The sequence below is a fragment of the Streptomyces sp. YIM S03343 genome, from assembly GCF_054729195.1.
The window spans coordinates 188,095-207,149 of the sequence record NZ_JBPUKX010000001.1 but is presented as its reverse complement, the minus strand read 5'-3'; the positions used below and the strand labels follow the sequence as shown (position 1 = coordinate 207,149).

Annotated in this window: 17 protein-coding genes and 3 pseudogenes; 10 read left to right on the top strand and 10 right to left on the bottom strand. The window is 69.4% G+C overall.

Annotation, left to right across the window (positions count from 1 at the left end; all coding sequences use genetic code 11):
- The first annotated feature begins 131 nt into the window (after positions 1 to 131).
- From ACSYGN_RS00980 to ACSYGN_RS00965, 4 genes and pseudogenes are all read left to right on the top strand, one after another.
- On the top strand, positions 132 to 584 hold the full coding sequence (locus ACSYGN_RS00980; RefSeq protein WP_460390814.1) for a hypothetical protein: 453 nt from the start codon (positions 132 to 134) through the stop codon (positions 582 to 584).
- 771 nt (positions 585 to 1,355) lie between these two features.
- Positions 1,356 to 1,688: a hypothetical protein gene (locus ACSYGN_RS00975; protein WP_460403143.1), complete on the top strand. Its 333-nt coding sequence runs from the start codon at positions 1,356 to 1,358 to the stop codon at positions 1,686 to 1,688.
- A 149-nt stretch (positions 1,689 to 1,837) separates the two neighbouring features.
- Positions 1,838 to 2,978: pseudogene (locus ACSYGN_RS00970) on the top strand (PLP-dependent cysteine synthase family protein).
- Positions 2,978 to 4,276: an MFS transporter gene (locus ACSYGN_RS00965; RefSeq protein WP_460390812.1), complete on the top strand. Its 1,299-nt coding sequence runs from the start codon at positions 2,978 to 2,980 to the stop codon at positions 4,274 to 4,276. The pseudogene ACSYGN_RS00970 and the gene ACSYGN_RS00965 overlap by 1 nt, the downstream one beginning before the upstream one ends.
- A gap of 569 nt (positions 4,277 to 4,845) precedes the next feature.
- On the opposite strand, the gene ACSYGN_RS00960 is transcribed toward ACSYGN_RS00965, so the two are convergent.
- Positions 4,846 to 5,091: a hypothetical protein gene (locus tag ACSYGN_RS00960; RefSeq protein WP_460403945.1), complete on the bottom strand. Its 246-nt coding sequence runs from the start codon at positions 5,089 to 5,091 to the stop codon at positions 4,846 to 4,848.
- Positions 5,088 to 5,417, bottom strand: a complete 330-nt coding sequence (locus tag ACSYGN_RS00955) for a family 20 glycosylhydrolase (RefSeq protein WP_460390810.1) — start codon at positions 5,415 to 5,417, stop codon at positions 5,088 to 5,090. Before ACSYGN_RS00955 ends, ACSYGN_RS00960 begins: the two co-directional genes overlap by 4 nt.
- A 269-nt stretch (positions 5,418 to 5,686) precedes the next feature.
- Between ACSYGN_RS00955 and ACSYGN_RS00950 the strand changes: the two genes are divergently transcribed.
- Positions 5,687 to 6,526: a GntR family transcriptional regulator gene (locus ACSYGN_RS00950; RefSeq protein WP_460390808.1), complete on the top strand. Its 840-nt coding sequence runs from the start codon at positions 5,687 to 5,689 to the stop codon at positions 6,524 to 6,526.
- A 150-nt stretch (positions 6,527 to 6,676) separates the two neighbouring features.
- Here ACSYGN_RS00950 and ACSYGN_RS00945 read toward each other — a convergent pair whose 3' ends face one another.
- From ACSYGN_RS00945 to ACSYGN_RS00925, 5 genes and pseudogenes are all read right to left on the bottom strand, one after another.
- A complete protein-coding gene (locus ACSYGN_RS00945; RefSeq protein WP_460390807.1) occupies positions 6,677 to 6,964 on the bottom strand; it encodes a hypothetical protein in 288 nt (95 codons plus the stop codon).
- 97 nt (positions 6,965 to 7,061) lie between these two features.
- The gene (locus ACSYGN_RS00940) at positions 7,062 to 7,766 is read right to left on the bottom strand and encodes a hypothetical protein (RefSeq protein WP_460390806.1); all 705 of its coding nucleotides are present in this window, start codon (positions 7,764 to 7,766) and stop codon (positions 7,062 to 7,064) included.
- Positions 7,763 to 8,353 (bottom strand): RNA polymerase sigma factor, encoded by a 591-nt coding sequence (locus ACSYGN_RS00935; RefSeq protein WP_460403141.1) that lies wholly within the window; start codon positions 8,351 to 8,353, stop codon positions 7,763 to 7,765. The genes ACSYGN_RS00940 and ACSYGN_RS00935 overlap by 4 nt, the downstream gene beginning before the upstream one ends.
- Before the next feature lie 75 nt (positions 8,354 to 8,428).
- Positions 8,429 to 9,256 (bottom strand): annotated as a pseudogene (locus ACSYGN_RS00930) (serine/threonine-protein kinase); the annotation flags it as partial.
- The gene (locus ACSYGN_RS00925; RefSeq protein ID WP_460390804.1) at positions 9,253 to 11,100 is read right to left on the bottom strand and encodes an ABC transporter ATP-binding protein; all 1,848 of its coding nucleotides are present in this window, start codon (positions 11,098 to 11,100) and stop codon (positions 9,253 to 9,255) included. The pseudogene ACSYGN_RS00930 and the gene ACSYGN_RS00925, both read right to left, overlap by 4 nt.
- 334 nt (positions 11,101 to 11,434) lie before the next feature.
- Between ACSYGN_RS00925 and ACSYGN_RS00920 the strand changes: the two genes are divergently transcribed.
- From ACSYGN_RS00920 to ACSYGN_RS00910, 3 genes and pseudogenes are all read left to right on the top strand, one after another.
- Complete coding sequence (locus tag ACSYGN_RS00920; RefSeq protein ID WP_460403139.1) at positions 11,435 to 12,016, top strand: IS110 family transposase; 582 nt, start codon at positions 11,435 to 11,437, stop codon at positions 12,014 to 12,016.
- 402 nt (positions 12,017 to 12,418) lie between these two features.
- On the top strand, positions 12,419 to 13,060 hold the full coding sequence (locus ACSYGN_RS00915; protein WP_460390802.1) for a cysteine hydrolase family protein: 642 nt from the start codon (positions 12,419 to 12,421) through the stop codon (positions 13,058 to 13,060).
- Positions 13,061 to 13,158: 98 nt separating this feature from the next.
- A pseudogene (locus ACSYGN_RS00910) lies at positions 13,159 to 13,304 on the top strand (phosphotransferase-like protein); the annotation flags it as partial.
- Positions 13,305 to 13,368: 64 nt separating this feature from the next.
- On the opposite strand, the gene ACSYGN_RS00905 reads toward ACSYGN_RS00910, so the two are convergent.
- Positions 13,369 to 14,643, bottom strand: a complete 1,275-nt coding sequence (locus ACSYGN_RS00905) for a glycoside hydrolase family 6 protein (protein ID WP_460390800.1) — start codon at positions 14,641 to 14,643, stop codon at positions 13,369 to 13,371.
- 160 nt (positions 14,644 to 14,803) lie between these two features.
- Positions 14,804 to 15,769 (bottom strand): glycoside hydrolase family 6 protein, encoded by a 966-nt coding sequence (locus ACSYGN_RS00900; protein WP_460390798.1) that lies wholly within the window; start codon positions 15,767 to 15,769, stop codon positions 14,804 to 14,806.
- A 425-nt stretch (positions 15,770 to 16,194) separates the two neighbouring features.
- Between ACSYGN_RS00900 and ACSYGN_RS00895 the strand changes: the two genes are divergently transcribed.
- A complete protein-coding gene (locus ACSYGN_RS00895) occupies positions 16,195 to 17,208 on the top strand; it encodes a LacI family DNA-binding transcriptional regulator (protein ID WP_460403137.1) in 1,014 nt (337 codons plus the stop codon).
- Positions 17,209 to 17,474: 266 nt separating this feature from the next.
- Positions 17,475 to 17,963, top strand: a complete 489-nt coding sequence (locus tag ACSYGN_RS00890; protein ID WP_460390796.1) for a hypothetical protein — start codon at positions 17,475 to 17,477, stop codon at positions 17,961 to 17,963.
- Here the strand turns inward: ACSYGN_RS00890 and ACSYGN_RS00885 are convergent.
- Positions 17,933 to 18,805, bottom strand: a complete 873-nt coding sequence (locus tag ACSYGN_RS00885) for an IS5 family transposase (RefSeq protein WP_460390794.1) — start codon at positions 18,803 to 18,805, stop codon at positions 17,933 to 17,935. The genes ACSYGN_RS00890 and ACSYGN_RS00885 overlap by 31 nt on opposite strands.
- Between the last annotated feature and the right edge of the window lie 250 nt (positions 18,806 to 19,055).

The window sequence follows — 19,055 nt, the reverse complement described above, 5'->3', positions numbered from 1 at the left end:
GCGCTCAAGCACAGCGACGATGCTGCGCATCCGCAGCATCGTCGCTGACCTGGTCCACCCGTTGCCCACTTCGACGTCCTGCAGATCGAGGATCCCGCCAGGCCCGGTCACGGCTTTCTGATGACGGCGCCTTGGACGCCCAGCACGACTTCGGTGCCCGCGACGGGCACCGGCCCGCCCTCCTGCCGTTCACGGCGTCGTGGACGACGGCAACCGCCTACCAGGGCGAACTCTCGGTGCGGTTGATGAGCCGGTACTGTCCGCTGCCCCGGTTCTCCAGCACGAGGCCAACCGCCGGACTCCTGGTGGCACGACCTTGCCGGGACGAGAAGGTGTCGGCCGTCAGCACCGACCGTGTCGCCTATGGCAGCAGTACATGGGGCGGGCCATCCCCACAGGCTCCGGTGAGGCCGCGTCCCGTTCTGCTGCGGCCCGATCGTGTCGAGGAAGGCTGGGGGTTCCGTGCCGACACCGTCGTGCTGACATTGCCAGCGCGCGCCGACGCCGCCTCCAGGAGCCACCTGCACACTCGCCGCTGCAAACAAGCCATCATCTGGCGAGTCAACCCGGTGTTTCCGCACTGAAGGTCGATCACCGCCGACGAGCCGCTAGGATCACGGCATGGTTACGGCTTGGTTGCCCTGGCGCATAGACGGGACCCGCCCCGACGCGGGTCCGTTGCTGCGCGTGCTGGCCATGGCCGTGCTCCTGTTCGGCGTCCTGGTGACACACGGCATGCATGTGGAGAGCGTCCAGGGACACTTCTCCACCAGCGCGACGACTCCCGCCGCAGCGTGGGACGAGAGCACTCACCATGCAGCTGCGGAGTCCGTACCGCTCTTCGCCGCGGAACCCGACGATCACCCCGGCGGGCATGGTTCGTCACATTCTGTCGGGCAGTGCGCATCAGGGCAGCCCAAGCAGGGTTCTGTCCTGGCATCGCCGCGCATTGCGCCATCGGTTCGCGAATCAGCTGATGCTGATGCCTCGGCCCTGCGGATGTCTGCCGTCGGTCCACCCGTCGACGGGGCGTCAACAGTGGCTCTGAGAGCAGCCTCGGTGGTGCAGCAGGTCTAGCGGTTCGGAATCCTCCAACCGGCCTGTCAGGTGTCACCAATTCGGCCGATACCACGCGACAAGCCCTGTACCCCCATGCTCATGATGGGGCGTCACGTCCGTCGAAGCCGTCCTGCCCCCACCCATGTCTGCGCCTCACTCCGGTCTTGCCGGAGGCGGGGCAGCAGTGCGGAGGACCTGTGCCGACACAACCCCGTATGCCCGCGCGTGCCTCATGGAGCTCATGCGGCTCATCGTCGTGGCGCCGATTCGTATCGGCGATCCCCGCCGTGCTCGTGATGGCGCTCGTGCTGTGCGCCGTCATGCACGGTGTGCCCGATGAGACGCACGCCTCGGTGTCCGTGCCTGCCGCGTCGTCGGTGACAGCCACCGGCGGGGAGCCGCATGAGCCCCACAAGCACCACGAGGCCGAGGACTGTGAGGCGGACGCCATCGTCCGTACCGTGGCCCAGTCGACGGAGGATCTTCCCCTCGCCCCGCTGGCTGTGGCCGTACTCGTCGCCGTATCCGTGGCGACGGCAAGCCCCCTCGTACGCCATCAATCCCCCAGACGCCGCAGGACCCGCAGCGGCCGCGTTGCGCTCGCCCGTACTTCGCGGTGGCGAATCTAGGCCACTTGCTCGCAGCCGACCGACCTCACCGGCTGCCGCGCCCCCATGCCAAGAACGCCGAACCACGGTCCGCCACTGCGCCATGGGGCGCGCGATGAACCCGCACGTGCATTCATCTGCATTCATCGAGCGAGAGTGACAACACAGACATGCAGTCATTGACCAAGGCCGCGGTCGACCCGGGCCGGTCCGCCCTGTCCGGTCTGGTGGGCAACACCCCGATGCTGAGGGTGTCGGAGCCGTTGACACCGGCCGGGCGCGGCTTCTGGGCCAAGCTCGAGGGCTTCAACCCCGGCGGGATCAAGGACCGTCCGGGGCTGCACATGGTCGAGCGGGCCCGCGCCCGTGGCGACCTGAGGCCCGGCGGACGGATCATCGAGTCCACCAGCGGCACGCTCGGCCTGGGGCTGGCGCTGGCCGGCATGGTGTACGGCCACCCGGTGACTCTGGTCACCGATCCGGGACTGGAGTTGTCCATGACCCGGCTGCTGGCGGCGTATGGCGCTCAGGTCAACGTCGTCTCGGAGCTGCATCCCACGGGCGGCTGGCAGCAGGCCCGCCGCGAACGCGTGCAGCGACTGCTGGAGCAGCATCCGGACTCGTGGTGCCCGGACCAGTACAACAACCCGGACAACGTCGCCGCCTACACCCCCCTGGCTCTCGAACTGGCCTCGGAGATGGGCCACATCGACGTGCTGGTGTGCAGCGTCGGCACCGGCGGCCACTCGGCGGGCGTCTCGCGCGTCCTGCGCCAGCTCTACCCGGAGCTGACCGTCGTCGGCGTGGACACGACCGGCTCAACGATCTTCGGCCAGCCCGCCCGGCCCCGGCTGATGCGAGGCCTCGGCTCCAGCATCTACCCCCGCAACGTCGCCTACGAGAACTTCTCCGAGGTGCACTGGGTCGCCCCGCATGAGGCCGTATGGACGAGCCGCCAACTGGCCGCGTCCCACTACGCCACCGGCGGGTGGAGCGTCGGCGCGGTCGCGCTGGTGGCCGGCTGGCTGGCCCGGACTATGCCCGTCGACGCACGCATCGTCGCGATCTTCCCCGATGGCCCTCAACGCTACCTGGGGACGGTCTACGACGACGACTACTGCACCGCCCACGGTCTGCTGGACTCACCCCCGGCGCCCAGAACCGGAGCTGATCGGGCGCCTGGACGAGAAGGAAGTCACCTGCTGGACCCGGTGTACCACCGTGGTCGATCCCCTCACCCTGCGAGGCGGGAACCAAGGCGTCACCGAGGACTCTCCAGGCGTCGGGACCGACCCCGCGGAGGAGGACTGATGAAGGGGCTCCTCACCCAGGTTCGGTCCTACGAACGCAGCGTCCAACTGTTGATGGTCAACCAGTTCACCATCAACCTCGGCTTCTACATGCTGATGCCCTACTTGGCCGCCCACCTCTCCGGCACCCTCGGGATGGCCGGCTGGACGGTGGGACTCGTCCTCGGCGTACGGAACTTCAGCCAGCAGGGCATGTTCCTGGTCGGCGGCACGCTCGCCGACCGGCTCGGCTACAAGCCGATGATCGTCGCCGGATGTGTGCTGCGCACCCTCGGCTTCGCGACACTCGGACTGGTGGATTCCTTGCCTGCGCTGCTCGCCGCGTCCGCGGCCACGGGGCTGGCCGGGGCACTGTTCAACCCGGCCGTACGGGCCTACCTCGCGGCCGACGCGGGGGAACGCAGGGTCGAGGCGTTCGCCCTGTTCAACGTGTTCTACCAGGCCGGCATCCTGTTGGGCCCGCTGGCGGGCATGGTGCTGACCGGCGTGGACTTCCGCATCACCTGTCTCGTCTCGGCCGGCATCTTCGCGCTGCTGAGCGTCGTGCAGATCCACGCGCTGCCCGCCCGGCGGGCCGAGGACGCCGAGCGGCAGGAGGGCTTCGGCCAGGACGTGCTTGCCCAGTGGCGCGGCATCATCGCCAACCGGCCGTTCCTGCTTTTCTCCCTCGCCATGATCGGGTCGTACGTCCTGTCCTTCCAGGTCTATCTGGCGCTGCCGCTGGAAGTACGTCGGCTCGGCGGCGACGGGGAGTCCGGCACGGCGGCGGTCGCGGTGCTCTTCGCGGTCTCCGGACTGAGCACGATCCTCGGCCAGACGCGAGTGACCGCTTGGTGCAAGGCGCGCTACGAGCCCGGGCAGGCGCTCGTGCGGGGGCTGGCCGTCATGGGCCTGGCCTTCGTGCCTCTGCTGCTGGCCACCGCCCTGCCCGTACCGAAGTCCGGGATCGGACTGTGGCTGCTCGCGGCAGTGCCGCCGACGCTTGCCGCGCTGCTGCTGGCCGTCGGCACGATGATCGGATACCCGTTCGAGATGGACACTATTGTCCGCCTTTCCGGTGACCGCCTGGTCGCCACGCACTACGGGCTCTACAACACGATCTGCGGCATCGGCATCACCATCGGGAACCTGGGCACGGGTGCAGCGCTCGACGCTGCCCGCGCGGCCGGGCTGCCCGCGCTGCCGTGGATCACGCTGTCCGCGCTCGGCCTGGCGTGTGCCGCCGCGCTGTATGGCGTGCATCGCACCGGTCGGCTGGCGGCGCCGCCAGCTTCCGAGCCGCTGACCGCCACTGTCTGACCCACCGGCCCCCGGCCTTCTGGCCCTCCGGTCCGGGGGCGGGGCGCCGCACGGGTGCCCCGCCCCTGCTGGGCCCTGCCGCCATCCAGGAGTCTTCGATGCCCGGCCCGAAACACACTCCCGCCGTCGGGCCGGAGGGGACACAGAGCGCGCGCCTCTGTGCGCGCGTTCCGTCCCCCCCTCCGGCCCGCCTTTCGAGTGATCACCGGGCCGTGTCCTCAAGCAATGGGCAGTTCCTGCCATGGCACAGGCCCGAGACAGTCAACTGCCGTGCCAGTCCTGGGCGATCGTGCCGACGGCGGCATGCGCGCCACTGTCGTACGGCTGCCGTGAGCACACCAAGGCGCACACCCTCGCCGTTGCGGATGGTCACAAGGCTGTGATCGCGGCGACCACGGGGGCCTCCCCGTCACCGGGCCGTGTCGTGCACGTCGTAGTTGTCGTTGAAGGCGTGTGGTTCATGAGTTCTCCGGACACCAGCAGTCCGCCGATCCGGGTCACGAACTCGGGGCAGGACCGCTGCATCGACACGGCCGCCGATGCAGCGGTCCTGGACTGGGCCGGCAGGATCAGCTGCTGGGGACGGTGTCCTCGAACGTGGTGCCCGCGCCTCGGTACGCCGTCACCTTGGCGGCGACCTGCGCTGGAGTGAGGACTTGGTCCTTGACATTGGCTCCGGTCGCGCTCGTCCGGTACTGGACGCTCAGCCCGTCGCCGGCCGCGGTGGCGGGGCGCGCGGTGAGCGCGGCGACGCCGAGGGCGAGCGCGAGGGCGGCGGACGCGGTGGCGCGTAGCGGCTTGTTCGCGGATCTCATCGTTGTTCCTCTCCAGAAGGTGGGGGTTTCCGGGAAGGGGACAGGATCAGGGGGTGATTGGTGTCGAGCGCGTCCGGCCGGTCGGTGTGCTCGTCGAGGCGGGCATGGAAGCCGGCCCACTCGGTCGGGCCGCTCCAGCCGTGGTCCGCGAGGGCGCACAGCCGCGGGCGGGTGAGGTGTTCGATGTGGGCGGGCGTCGTGACGAACTCGGCCCACAACCGGGCCTGTGTACCGAGCACCCGCGCCGCCACGTCGGCGTCCGCGTCCTCCGGTACGAGTGGGACTGGGCGAGACGCTGCCGCACCGGCAATGAGGCGGAGCTTCACGGTTCACCTCTGTAGGACGTGACCTGGCCACCTGACCAGTGAGGTTCACTGGACAGCTCACCTCTTGATGTGGGGAAGAAGGTGGCATAGACCAATTGAAGCGTCAACCGCCCGTGTAGGGACGCGATTTGAGTCGTAGGTCGGCCAGGATCCGAGTGGCCGTTGCTTGACGGTGGTTACACTTCCCCAGTCAAGAGGGCCGTTGCACCTGCCGACTGGTCAACTGGTCAAGTGAGTGACCGGGTATTCCTCGCAAAAAGGAGCACCATATGAAGGCCGACGCACCAGGTGCGGTGCTCAAACGTGAGCGGGTTCGTGACTTTCTCCTCGGTCTCGTCGAGTCGCACAGCACGGGGGACGCGATCCCCTCCGAGCGTGCCCTCTGCGCCCGCCTGGGAGTGTCCCGTCCGACCCTGCGCGCGGCGGCCGACGAATTGGTCGCTGCGGGTCTGTTGGTACGGGAACACGGGCGCGGCATGTTCGTTGCACCCGAGAAGATCACCCAGGAACTCGTCTCCGGACAGCAGGCCATGACCGCGCCTCAGGCTTCTGGGACCTGGTCGAGTCGTCTGCTGGAGTTCACCACCATCCCGGCGGGCGCGCGCGTGGGCCGCAAACTGCGTATCTCGCCCGCCGCTGAGATCGTGTACGTGGCACGGCTGCGCCTCGTGGATGGAGCCCCGATGGCCATCGAGCACCTGCACATCAGGGCCGACCTGGTCCCCACACTGTCCGCACTGGAGCTGGAGGCCGGCGACCTGTACGAGCACCTGCGCGAACAGCACGACGTGCACGTCCAGGAAGCCGTCCAGGCGATCGAACCGACCGTCGTCACCCCGGCCGAGGCCGAACTGCTCGACGTGCCCGAGCTGTCGCCGGCGCTGCTCTTCGAGCGGCTCACCTCGGATACCACGGGCCGGCCCGTCGAATATGTCCACTCGATCTACCGGGGCGACCGCTACCGCATCGTGTCCCGGCTTACTCTCGGCCCCTCGGCCTCGGTGCCGTCGGCCCGAGCCGGACACCACCCCGGCATCCCCCCGGGCGACTTCGCGCACCGCGACACCATCACGTCCTCCACACGCGGCGACATCCAGTCGGCACCGTGACGGCCTTGCGGCCGCCACGGTGATCCGCGGATCGGGGAGAACCACCTCGGCCCCTCGGGTCAGCTGCATGCCGGCTCGCTGGAGATGCACGCCGGGTTCGTCCGCCTGTCAGCGGGAGGCGTTCCGGGACTCGGTGACTGCCTCGTCTGTCTAGAGGTAGGTCACTGGCAACTGCCCTTCGAGCACCTCCAGGATCTCCACCTCTTGGCCCGGAACGGAGTGTGCTGCATCGAGATCCTTATCGGTCCACCATGCGCACGTGTCTGGCTGCTGTCCCGACTGGCCCCACTGCATCATCTCCAGCTCCTCACCGGGGTGGAAGATCCTGAGCACCGAGGGGTCCACCGAGGCGGACCGATGTGAGCCGCGGATACGGACGTGAGCACGTACGAACCAGTCCTGCCCGGCGAAGCCACGACGGGCCTCGTGATCACTCATTTCTCATTTCTTCTACACGGTCGGTGGCCGCGTTCGGCACGTCGTGCTCCCGGCCCTGGATGATCGATCCGCGGCTGTGACTCATGGACCGTACCGATCACTCGGCTGGACCCTGTGCGGACGCGACGGTGTCGTGGAAGACGGAGGCGGTCGCCAGGACCGAGCCGTCCGGTGTGAGCAGCCGCACGGCCGTGACGGGGGAGGAGCGAGCGGGGAACGGACCGCCCCAGTGGGCGTACCCGTCGTCCAGGCGGAAGGTGCCTACGGTACTGATCGAGCCGTCGGCGCGCACCACCTGGCAGCGTACGGTGGGGTCGTCGGTGACCTTGCCGGCGTCGAGGTTCATGTAGAGCCAGGGCGACGGGCCGGTGTAGGCGTACGCCTCGCCGATGTGCCGTCCCTGGGCGGTGAGCACGGCGATGCGCAGTGCCGAGTGTGTCGTGGGGGCCGAGGCGCTGCCGACGGCCCAGCCGCCCAGGGCCAGGGCAGCGGCTGCCGCGGCGGCGGCCAGGACACGGCCGAGCCGGTGCCGTCGGCGCCAGGGCGGCCGGGCGGGCAGCCCCATACGCCGCAGGACGCGTGACTCGAAACCCGGCGGCGGTTCGGCGGCCGGAACCAGATCGAGGAGACCGTCGGCCATGGGCGCCAGATCACGGACATAGGCCCGGCACTCCGCGCAGTGCTGGAGGTGCGCCACGGCGGTGGCGCGCTCGCGTCCGGGCAGCACATCGAGCGCCAGCTCCGCGCTGCAGTCGTGCAACTGGGCGCAGGTCAGCCGACCGTCGCTGCTACCTCCGGTCATGGCTCACCTCCATTCTGGGCATCCTGCGAGGCCAGGGCGTTCCGGAGCTTGCCCATGCCCGCCCTGATGCGGGTCTTGGCGGTGCCGAGCGGGACATGCTCGGCGTCCGCGACCTGCTGGGCGGTCATGCCGTAGATCCCCGCCATGACCAGTGCCCGAGCCTGCTCACGGGGCAGGCGGGCGACGGCGCTGCGCAGTTCGGCGGAGGTCTCGTCGGCGAGGGCCTGCCGCTCGGGCGTGCGGTTGACCTCGTCCAGGAGCAGGGACAGCTCGTCAGGGTCGACGGGGACGGCCCGGCGAGTGCGGGTGGCGTCGATGGCCAGGTTGCGGGCGATGGTGGTGAGCCAGCTGCGTACGGAGCCGCGCCGCGGATCGTACATCTGGGCATGCCGCCACGCCCGCTCGAAGGTCTGCTGGGCGACGTCCTCGGCGAGTTGGGCATCCCCGGTCACGGTGACGGCCACGCCGAAGATCCGGTGCTGGAACCTCCGCACGAACGACACCGCGAGCCTGGGATCCCCGGTGGTCAGGCCCTCCAGCAGCGCGTCGTCGGGCAGGTGCTCCAAGGGAACGCCCATATGTCGCATATCCCTATTACGTAACACCTCCAAGGAGGGATTGCGTCGGCTCTGGGGCAGCAGCGTGTCGAGGATTTCCGCGAGTTCGGTGACCGTGGGCCGGGCCAGGGGTTCCGGCTCCAGACAGCGGTCGATCGCCTGGGCGAGCGTGGGCGGCAGCCGACGCCGGGACCTGACCGGTGGGGCACGCCCCTCCAGCTGGGGATACCAGTCGTCGTCCCCGGACACGTTCGTGGAGGAAGCTGTCTCACCGCAGTCGAAGGGCACCGCGCCGGAGGCAGCCTCGTACAGCGTGATGCCCGCACCCCACACATCGGCGGCCGCCGTGACCGTGCCGCCGCGCGCCTGCTCGGGCGCGAGATACCCGAAGGTCCCCATCCCGGCCGGTACCGGCCCGGGGGCATGGGCGACGCTCAGGTCGAGGACCTTGGCGCGGTGGCATTCGACCACCACGTTCGCCGGCTTGATGTCCAGGTGCAGCAGCCCCCGGCCGTGCAGATAGTGCAGTGCCGAGCACAGATGTAGACCCAGGAAGGCGAGGTCGGTGGCGGCCGGACGGTGCCGCAGCCGGTGGATCAGGAACGACAGTGTCTCTCCGGTCAGGGTCTCCAGGACGACGAGCGGCTCCGGTTCCTCGATGGTGTCGTACGCGCGGACCAGGTGGGGGTGGGTGAACTCCTGGAGCCAGCGGCCTTCCCGCAGCAGCCGGTCCCGCAGCCGGGGCTCGTGCCGCCGGTCCGGGCGCAGCAGCTTGACCACGCAGCGGCACTCGCGCTCCCGGCTCCAGGCGTCGTAGACGTCCAGCCAGCCGGTGCGGGAGAGATGGGCCAGCAGTTCGTAGCCGGGGGCGGGGGCCGGTCCGGGGGTCGCCAGGGGAGGCGGCGGTGGTGCTTCGGTGGTGTGGACGCTCATAAGACCGCCCGGAGTGAGGAGCCGTGCAGCTTGTGCAGGCGGGCGTACACCGCGCCGCGCAATAGGAGGTCATCGTGCGTACCGGACTCGACGATCCGGCCGTGGTCGAGGACGACGATGCGGTCGGCGTCGCGGACGGTGAGAAGATTGTGGGAGATGATGATCGTGGTGCGGCCGGCCATCAGGCGGTGCAGCGGTTCCAGGATCCGTCGGCCCGACTCGGCGTCCAGGCCGGTGGTCGGCTCGTCGAGGATCAGCACCGGAGCGTCCCTGACCATGGCCCGAGCGATGGCCAGCCGCTGGCGTTGCCCGCCCGACAGCAGCCGGCCACGCTGGCCGACCAGGGTGTCGTACCCTTCCGGCAGCCGCCCGACGAACTCGTCCGCGTCGGCCGCCCGGGCTGCGGCGACGATCTCGGCGTCGGTGGCTCCCGGCCGTCCGTAGGCGATGTTCTCCCGTACGGTGCCGTGCAGGACCAGTGTCTCCTGGAGCACCACCGCGATGCTGTCCCGCAGATCGCCCAGGCACAGATCACGCAGATCGATCCCGTCCAGGCGTACGGATCCGGAGCCCGGGTCCGGGTCGTAGAAGCGCAGCAGCAGCTTGGCGACGGTCGACTTGCCGGCGCCGCTCGCCCCGACCAGTGCCAGGGTCTCGCCGGGCGTGACCTGGAAGGACACATCCGTCAGCGCGGGGCGGGGGCTCTGCGGATAGCTGAAGCAGACGTGGTGGAACCCGACGTCGCCGCGAGCCCGCCGTAGCGGCCGGCGGTCGGTGGCATCAATGACCTGAGGGCGTTGGTCGAGGAGCTCGATGATCCGCTCGGCGGAGGCAGACGCCGAGTAGAAGGTGTTGTTGAGCCGGGACAGGCCGCGGATCGGGCTGTAGAGCTGACTGAGCAGACCGAGGAAGACCAGCAGCCCGCCCAGCGTGATCCGGCCGTGTGCCAGCTCCCAGGTGCCCAGCCCGATCACGGTCAGCGCGCCGGCCAGTTCGATCAGATCCACCATCGGCCCGAACAGCGCCTTGATCCGGGTCGAGGCCATGGCGGCCCGGAAACGTCCCAGGTTCTCGCGCTGGAAGCGGCCATGCTCCCAGTCCTGGCGGTTGTAGGCCTGGACGAGGGCGACGTTGCCCAGCACTTCCTCGGTGATCGCGCTGATCGAGCCGCTGCGGCGGCGCCGTTCGCGCGAGGCGGCCTTGATCAGGCGGGAGAAGCGGCGCGCGGCGAACCAGAACAGCGGTGCGATGACGAGCGCGAGGAGGGTCAGATCCCAGCTCAGATAGAACAGCAGACCGAGGAAGACGCCGAGGCGCATCATGTACCACACGGTGTTGGCGACGCCGGAGAGCAGGAATGTCTCGACCGCGTCCACATCCCCCGTCACCCGCGACAGCACGTCACCCAGCCTTCGCCGTTCGAAGAAACCGAGCGACAGGCCCTGCACATGCCGGAACAAGTCCGATCGCAGGGAGAGCAGAAAACGCTCGCTGACCCAGGTCGACGTCACGTCGTCGGAGAAGGCCAGCACGCCGGACACCAGAAACAGTCCCGCATACGCCAGAGCGATCGGCCCGAACGGACCGAGGTCGCGGGGTACCAGTACCTTGTCCACGACCAGCTTGAACAGCCAGATCTCCGCACCGTCGATCAGCGGTCCCGCCATGCTGAACGCCAGGATCAGCCACAGCCAGCGCCGGCCGCCCTTCGTATAGGGCCAGAAGCGACGGAACACCTCCCGCAACGGCACCGGCGGCGCGGCCGCGACCACGGCGTCGGGATCCTCCGTCACGGACAGCAGCCGACGCACCGCGGCCGTCATGCGCCGCCGTGTGTCAGGCATCGCACCCATCCGAGATGATCCGGGGCCGGAGGGCCGGAGGTGTCCCCGGCCCGTTGGCCCGTTCGAGTGCGGTCAGGTCAGCCCCGCGAGGTCGCGTGGCTGTGCCGGCGATGCCGACGGCGGCGGCTGACGCTGTGTGTCGTGCCCTTCGTGGTGTCGGTCGTGGTCTTGTGGTGTTTCTTGTGTTTGGCGGGATTCATATGACTGAAGATCGCCATGGTTCCTGCTTCCTTCCTCAGGACGCTTCTCATGGGCCGGTCATGGAAGATACGAATCAAATGGGCGGTTGGATGTCTGTTCCGGCGAATCAGACAAAATCAGACACGGCCGCGGTGTGCCGCGTGTGCGGACGCCGGTGCCGCCGCGCGCACGCACGGCGGTGAGGAAGCCAGGCTCCGCACAGCTACGAGCGCACGACAGTCACGGCCAAGGGTTGTCGGAGTCTGCGGGACCGCGGAGGGCATCGCCGGACAACTGCCCGCGGCGTGTCGGCCAGGTCGGCGGCGTCGGACGGGCAACTTGTCGCGATGCTGATCGACCGGGCCTGCAGCCGACCGGCGAGGGCCGGCTGCCGCACCACGCCTCCGCCTCCTACCGCGGCGGCGGAAAGACCGGCGCCAAGGACGCGTATGTGATCGCTGACCAGGTGTGTATGCGCCGTGGCTCGGAGCCGCTGGCGGCCGGCAACGAAATCGCGGTTGACCCGCGGATCCTCACAGTCCGCCGCTACGGCCTCGCTGCGGACCGCACCTGGGCGATCAACCGGATGCGGGCCCAGATGCTCGAGTACTTCCGGGCCTTGGAACGCGCCTTCGACTACAGCGCTTCTATGGCATCACAAAACATAACGGGGACAGGGAGCCATGGAGAAGCCGTACGCCGGGGAAGCGAGCACTCCCGGAACCGCGGCCGGTGATGCGGCGCGCTCGTGGTGATGCCGGTTGGGATGGCCTTGTACAGTTCCAGGGCGCGGCGCGGGACGTCCGGCGCGGTAACCGTCCGGCAGCGCGGTGAGGGCGGCAACGGCGCGGTGGCAGCCACGCTCGGTGTCGCCGCCGTTGTAGGAGCAGGCCGGTGGCGCCCATGTGCAGCAGAACACGCGTCGTGATGCTGGTCGGCGCGGACAGCTCGGTGTCCTGCGGGCAGCCGCGAAGCCGAACGCGGCGGCCGGACCAGATCCACCCGAGAGGTCGATGGCCGCCGCGCGGCTGGAGACCAGGAAGGCACGGATCGCTCCGCCAAGAGCGGTGAAGCTGCCCCCGTGCCGTTCGGCGTGTGGATGCGTTCGTGGCGGGGGAGCGGGGGTAGCGTCATGCCCGTGGACGAGCGATATGGGCTTGCTGTTCCGCGTTCGCTGGAGGAAGCGTGCGATCCGCGACGCATGGCGTTGCTGGTCTACGACATGCAGGCAGGCATCCTGGACCAGATCCGCGAGCGTGATCGTGTCGTCCGCCGGGCCGTCGACGTGGTGGAGGCCGCCCGGGCCGCTGGGCTCCGCACGTTCTTCCTGCGCCACGTGACGCTTCCCTGTGAGCTGATGGGTGTCTCCCAATTGCGTATGTGGCGCGGCTGGCAGCGGGCCGAGCGAGCCGCCGATGTGGTCTCGCCCTTCCCGCCGGGTGCCGCGCAGACGCAGCTTGTCCCCGAGTTGCAACCCACTGACCGCGAGGCCGTGGTGGACAAGATCACCATGTCGGCGTTCGAGGGCACATGGCTCGACATCGTGCTGCGCGACTGTGGGGTCATTACCGTCGCCGTCATCGGTGTCGCCATGGAGGTCGGCATCGAGCCCACGGTCCGTCATGCGGCGGACCTGGGCTATGTCCCGGTTGTCGTGACGGATGCCTGCGGCGGCGCCGACACGGATGCCGCCGAGCGTTCGCTGGCCGCGCTTCGCTTCGCCGGGGACGCCCTGCTGACCACTGCAGAGGAGTTTCGCTCCGTGCTCGCTCGTCATTGAGTCAGCCTGCGAGCTGTTCGCCCGGCTGCTCCGTGCAGCCGGGCGATTCCGGATCAAGGCAAGGCGGCGTGCCACGGGGTCTTCACTCTGACACGCGCCGCTCCAGCCGTCTGGGCTTCCACCGCTCAATTGCGGCTATGGCTGAGGCGGGCAACGACATCGTGGTCGACCACGTGCTGAGCGAGCCGTGGCGACCGCTCGACTGCCTGACGGGCCCGAGAGCGTACTGTTCGTCGGCATCCACCGCAGGGCGGCAGTGGCGGGGCGAGGTTGACGAAGCCTTCGGCCTGCGGGGAGTCCGACCGGGCTCAGCGGTTGAACGTCAGACGCGGTGCCGCGTTGCGGGCCAGTGCGTGGGCCTGCTCGGGCCACCAGGTGCCGGCGGGCGGGTCGACGATGCCGTACTCGGGGTCGATCGTGCCACCGGTGTTGCGCGTGCAACTGCCGTCGGACTCACCGGGGATCTTCACCCACAGGTAGGCGTCGACGAGCGGGACGCCCGTGTCGGCGGCGGGACGCGGACCGAGACCACGGCCGGGCGCGTTGCACCAGATCTCCGGGTCCCCGCTGTACTTGCCCGGTTCCGGGGTCCACGCGCCCAGACCGTCACGACTTGTATCGATCACGAAGTGATGCAGCTCATCGGTCGGCGGGGTGCCTGTGTTCTGGTCGAACCACGCGTCGGTCCACCGCCAGGTAGTGGGGTCGGCCGAGGAGACGGAGTTGCCGGGAGCGCCGTCGTTGGGTGCGGCGGACGAGTAGTACTGGCTGGCGCACCAGTCGGTGTGGCCGCGTGCCTGACCGGGCCCCTCGGTGGCGTACCACATGCACTTGGCTATCCAGGTGCCGTACCGGGCGCTGTGGTCGGTGGGGTGGGTGTTGGACACGTTCAGGGCGAAGCCGTCGCTGTAGCGGACGCCGGCGTCCAGCAGCCGCTGTGCCATTTCGCCGACGGCATGCCACTGGACGTTGCCCGCGTCCAGGTAGACCGCGGTGCGCGGCCTGGCCTTCAGGGTCTTGACGGCGTATTCGAGGTCGGCGATACGGGCGGCCGTGAGTTCGCCTGTCGGGTCGGTGGTGGGCCCGCAGTCCTTGGGAAGCAGGGCCAGGCCGTCGGGTTCGACGACGACCAACGCCCTGTTGTCGCCGATGCCGGCGGCGAAGGCGTCGATCCACTGCCGGTAGACGTCGGAGGATGCGGCTCCGCCGCTGGAGTACTGCGAACAGTCCCGGCCCGGGACGTCGTACGCGACCAGGACGGGGGTCCGGTGGACGGTTCTGGCCCGGTGGACGAGCTTCTTCACCTTGACGCGCACCTCGCCGGGCGTGCCCTTGGTGAACCACTCGGCCTGCGGCCAGCTCGCGAGTCTGGCCATGTTCACGGCGTTCTCGAGGTCGCCGTTCCTGAAGTCCACGAGGGCCTGATTCGCGGCCTTGCTGTTCGGGTCCACGTAGAACTTCGTGGCCGGAGTGATCACGTCCTGTGTGGGTGTGGCCTGCGCCTGCGTCGTGGTGAGGGCGGCGCAGGCGGTGAGCGCCGCGATGACGGCGGCCGCGCGGCGCCGTAGGCTGCGTGGTTGCATGGCTGCTCCTGTTCGATGAATGGATGAGAGAGCGCCCGCGCCGACCGGCGGGCTGTCGACCGCCTTGCGCACCGCGCTGAGCGGCGGCCCGGCGGGGTGTGGCGGACGGTGCCCGTGACCCGGTCGCGGGGCGTGGATACCGGGCCACGGGAGTCCGGGATCAGTAGCCGTAGATCATCTTGTAGGCGACCTCGGGGAGGAACTGACCGGCCGAGGAGCCGGCTCCGACGCCGCAGTTGCCGTCGGACTCGCCCGGGGCCTTGATCCACAAGAGCATCTCGGCGCCTCCGCCCAGCCGGGTGGGGGTGCCGGTACGGCGGCCGGAGGGGTTGCACCACTGGCCGTTGGAGCCGTTGCCGTTGCGGCTGCTGTCCACGACGAACGGCTTGGTGTAGCCATAGCGGGCGTTCAGTTCGCTGTTGACGGCATTGCCGTAGGCGGTGTTCTCCGCTGTGGTGAAGTAGTTGGAGATGTTGAGCGAGAAGCCGTGGGCCTGACGGAGGCCGGCCTCGTGGAGGCGCTGGGCCATGGTCGCCGGGCTGGCCCAGCCGGGGTTGCCGGCGTCGAGGTAGACCCAGGTGTTGGGGGCCTGGCGGTTGAACTGGGCGAGGGCCCCGGTGAGCATGCCCTGCCGTTCGGCGATCTGAGCCCGCGTCATGCAGCCGTAGTCCCCGAGAGAATCCGGTTCGAGGAGTACGACGGCCGGGCGGTTGGCGATGCCCCCGGCGAACTGTGCGATCCAGGTCGCGTAGGCGGACGGCGAAGCGGCCCCGCCCGCGGAGTGCCCGCCGCAGTAGTCGCGGTTGTAGATGTCGTAGGCGACAAGGACGGGCAGTTTGTCCGAGGAGTCCGCCGCCCCCGCATACGCACCCGTGGCGGTGCCGATGGTGCCGCTCCACGAGCCGAACCAGCGGGCCATCGGCGTGCTGGAGATGGAGGCGTTGATCGCGGGCGTCCGGCCGTCGCCGGGGTTGGCGGCGGCCCACCGCTTCGCGCTGGAGTCGGGGTCCACGTAGAAACCGTTGGTCATGGTCGTCGGGTCGGCCGCGTGGGCGGACGGTGCGACGGCGAGCGCCAGCGGCAGAGCGAAGAGCGCTGCCGCGAGGGCGCGGAGTCTGCGGCGCATGACTGTACCTCGTTTCCTGGCAGTGGTGCGTCGCACGCTCTCGTCCCGAGCATGCGGCGCGCTGAGGAAGTGCGGTGGTACGACGTCCCTTTGTGCCGGCGGGCTCTTCGGCGGGGACGACACACCCAAAGGGTCGGCGGTGAGCTTTGGGAGCGCTCCCACTGGAAGCGGTCCCAAAGGCACCGAAGGCCTTTGGGGTGTGGTCGGTATGGTGTTGCGGGCTGATAAAGCTGTCAAGTGCCGATGTACGATCGCCCTTTACATGGCGAGAAACAAGGCTCTGCAGTCCCGGAACTGGAAGCGGTCCCAGAACATCGGGTCCCTGAGGACTCCTTGCCTCTCCCACGTCCCCAGCCAGCCGGGTGGCAGCGGCAAGGCCGGGATGAGACGCTTCCCGTCCGGCCGCGAGGGAAGGGCTCATGTTCATGGCAGAAGCTGCGCCGCGTCGGCAGCCGACGCTCGACGAGGTGGCCGAGCTCGCCGGCGTGTCCCGCTCCGTGGCCTCCCGCGCCCTCAACAACGCGCCGCACGTCAGCCGCGCCAAACGCCAGGCGGTCGAGCGGGCTGTCCGGCAACTCGGTTACGTACCCAATCCGACCGCCCGCGCTCTGGCCACCCGCCAGACAGGAGCGGCCGCCCTGGTCGTCTCCGGAGAGGATCCGCCGATCTTCGCGGATCCGTTCTTCGCCCAGGTGATCGTGGGGGCGTCGGCCGCTCTGGAGGAGGCCGACCTGTATCTGATGCTGTGCCTGGCCGCTTCCGACCGGGGCCGCAGGCGGGTGGAGGAACTCCTTCGGTCCAGGGGCGCCGACGGCGTCATGCTGATGGCACTGCGTGCGGACGATCCGCTGGCCCGTGTGGCCGAGGAGGCGGAGATGCCCGTCGTGTTCGGCGGACGTCCGGTCGGTTCGCTTCCCAGGTGGTACGTGGATGTCGACAACGTCGGCGGAGCGCGCGAGGCGACCGAGTACCTGGTCTCGCGCGGCCGGACTCGCGTGGCAGCGATCTGCGGGCGTCTGGACACCGAGGCCGGGCGCGCCCGGTACCGCGGTTACCGGGACGCCATGCTGGCGGCCGGGCTCGACCCGTTGCCGCCGCAGGAGGGCGACTTCACCGAGCCCAGCGGAGTCGCCGCCATGGCCACGCTGCTGGCGAAGCACCCCGACCTGGACGGGGTGTTCGCCGCCAACGACAACATGGCGGCGGGCGCGCTGCGCACGTTGCGCGAGGCGGGTCGACTGGTCCCCGCCGACGTCGCTGTGGTCGGCTTCGACGATCTGGCCGTGGCCCAGATCGCCGATCCGCCGCTCACCACCGTCCATCAGCCCATCACGGCTTTCGGACGGGAGATGGCGCGCATGCTCGTCGCGCTCATCAACGGACAGGACCCCACCCCGCTCATCCTTCCCACACGCCTGGTCACCCGCTCCAGCGCATGACGGCCGTGCCCCAGACCACCGACGCACGCTGACACACTGTCAGAGGAATGGCGACGTGCGCCCTGGTGTTCCAGGGGTCGCCCACGTGTGCCTCGCTGGGGCGATCACCTGCTGCTGCGGCGCCGTGGGCCTCCTCCTGCTTGCCGCTGAGAACCCTTCGCGAATCCGATGATTGTGAAGTGATTCGTTGATCGTTTTGCCTGTGGGTGTCCGGGCGGTCCAGGTTGGGCGTCGTTGGTGTTGTCGTCTGGCGGGGAGATCGGTTCGTGTCGCAGGTGACCCGGGACAAGGTCGTCCAGGAGTGGTTGGCCGAGGCCGAGTTGGCAGTGCAGGTCGCCGAGCAGGTTGTCGAGGCGGCCCGTCGGGAGCTTGAGGAGGTGCAGGGTCGGCTGTTGCGTCTGCGGGCCGCGCGGGAGATCGCGGCGGAGGCCGACGCGGTGGTGCGGGAACGGGCCGGCCAGGTGCCGGAGGACGCCGGGACATCGCAGGCAGGGCAGCCGGAAGCGATTGCGAAGTGGCGCCCCGGGGCCGATCCGTCACTGCTGCCACGGGACTACCCGAAGATCGCGATGATCGTGCGGGAGGCAGGGCCGGAGGGGATCCGGGCGGTGGAGGTGCACCGTCGGCTGGGACGGCCGGACACCGACGGCTCGCGGCAGAACGTGCGTAACCGGCTGCAGCGCCTGACGCAGAAGGGCTGGCTGCGGCTGATGAGCCGCGGTGTCTATGCCTGGGCCGAAACCTCTTCGGCCTGAGGCCCGGAGGCCGCGACGCGGCGGGCCATGATGCGGATCATCGCCCACTTCACCATCGCCTCGTGCACGACGGGCAGATACTCGTAATCCCGGGCCAGACGACGGGAGTTGACCAGCCACGCCAGCGTGCGCTCCACGACCCACCTGCGCTTGAGCAGAACGAACCCCTTCGCCTCGTCGGGTCGGCGGACGATCTCGACGTCCAGTCCCAGCGTGGTGCGGGCCCATTCGGTCAGCGAGCCGGTGTATCCGCCGTCGGCCCACACCTTCTTCACCGTGGCGAAGCCGCGACGCAGGCGTGTGAGGAGGGGCAGGGCCACGTCGCGGTCCTGCAGGCCGGCCGTGGTCACGGTGACCACGAGGAGCAGGCCGAGGGTGTCCACCACCAGGTGCCGTTTACGGCCCGTGACCTTCTTCCCGCCATCGAAGCCGCGGGTCTCCGCCGCGACGTGCCAGGACGCCTTCACGCTCTGCGAGTCCACGACCGCGGCCGTCGGCTGTGCCTTCTTCCCCGCCGCCCGCCGGGCCAGCTCTCGCAGGGCGTCGTGCAGGGTGTCGAGGAACCCGGACATCTGCCAGCGGCGGAAGAAGCGGTAGACCGCTTTCCACGGCGGGAAGTCGGCCGGCATCTCGGTCCACTTGATCCCGTTGTTCACCAGGTAGAGGACTGCGTCGATCATGACGCGGTGGCAGTAGCCCTCCGGCCGCCCGCCCCGCCCTGCCATCCACGCCGGCACCGGAATCAGCCTCCGCACCACGCGCCACTGCCGCCGGTTCAGATCCGACGAATAGCACGCTTCCCGTCGCGTGCCGTGGGCCGCGTTCCCCGCGCGATGCGGCATGCAGTCACAGCCATGACCAGCCGACTTGCCCGATGCGACCGACTCGGATGTACTGGCGCGCACCAACGGGACCTCGGTTCACGCGTGTTGAGGAAGTAGAGAGCCCTCACGCTAGAACCAGGTCCCGTTGCCGCGCCGCGATCTCCCGCCGCCCGGACCGCCCCGTACAACAGTCCAGATCACACCTTCGCTTCGCGGATTCGCGAAAGGTTCTGACGAGTGCGTTCACCGTGAGGTGGGAAGCCAGGCG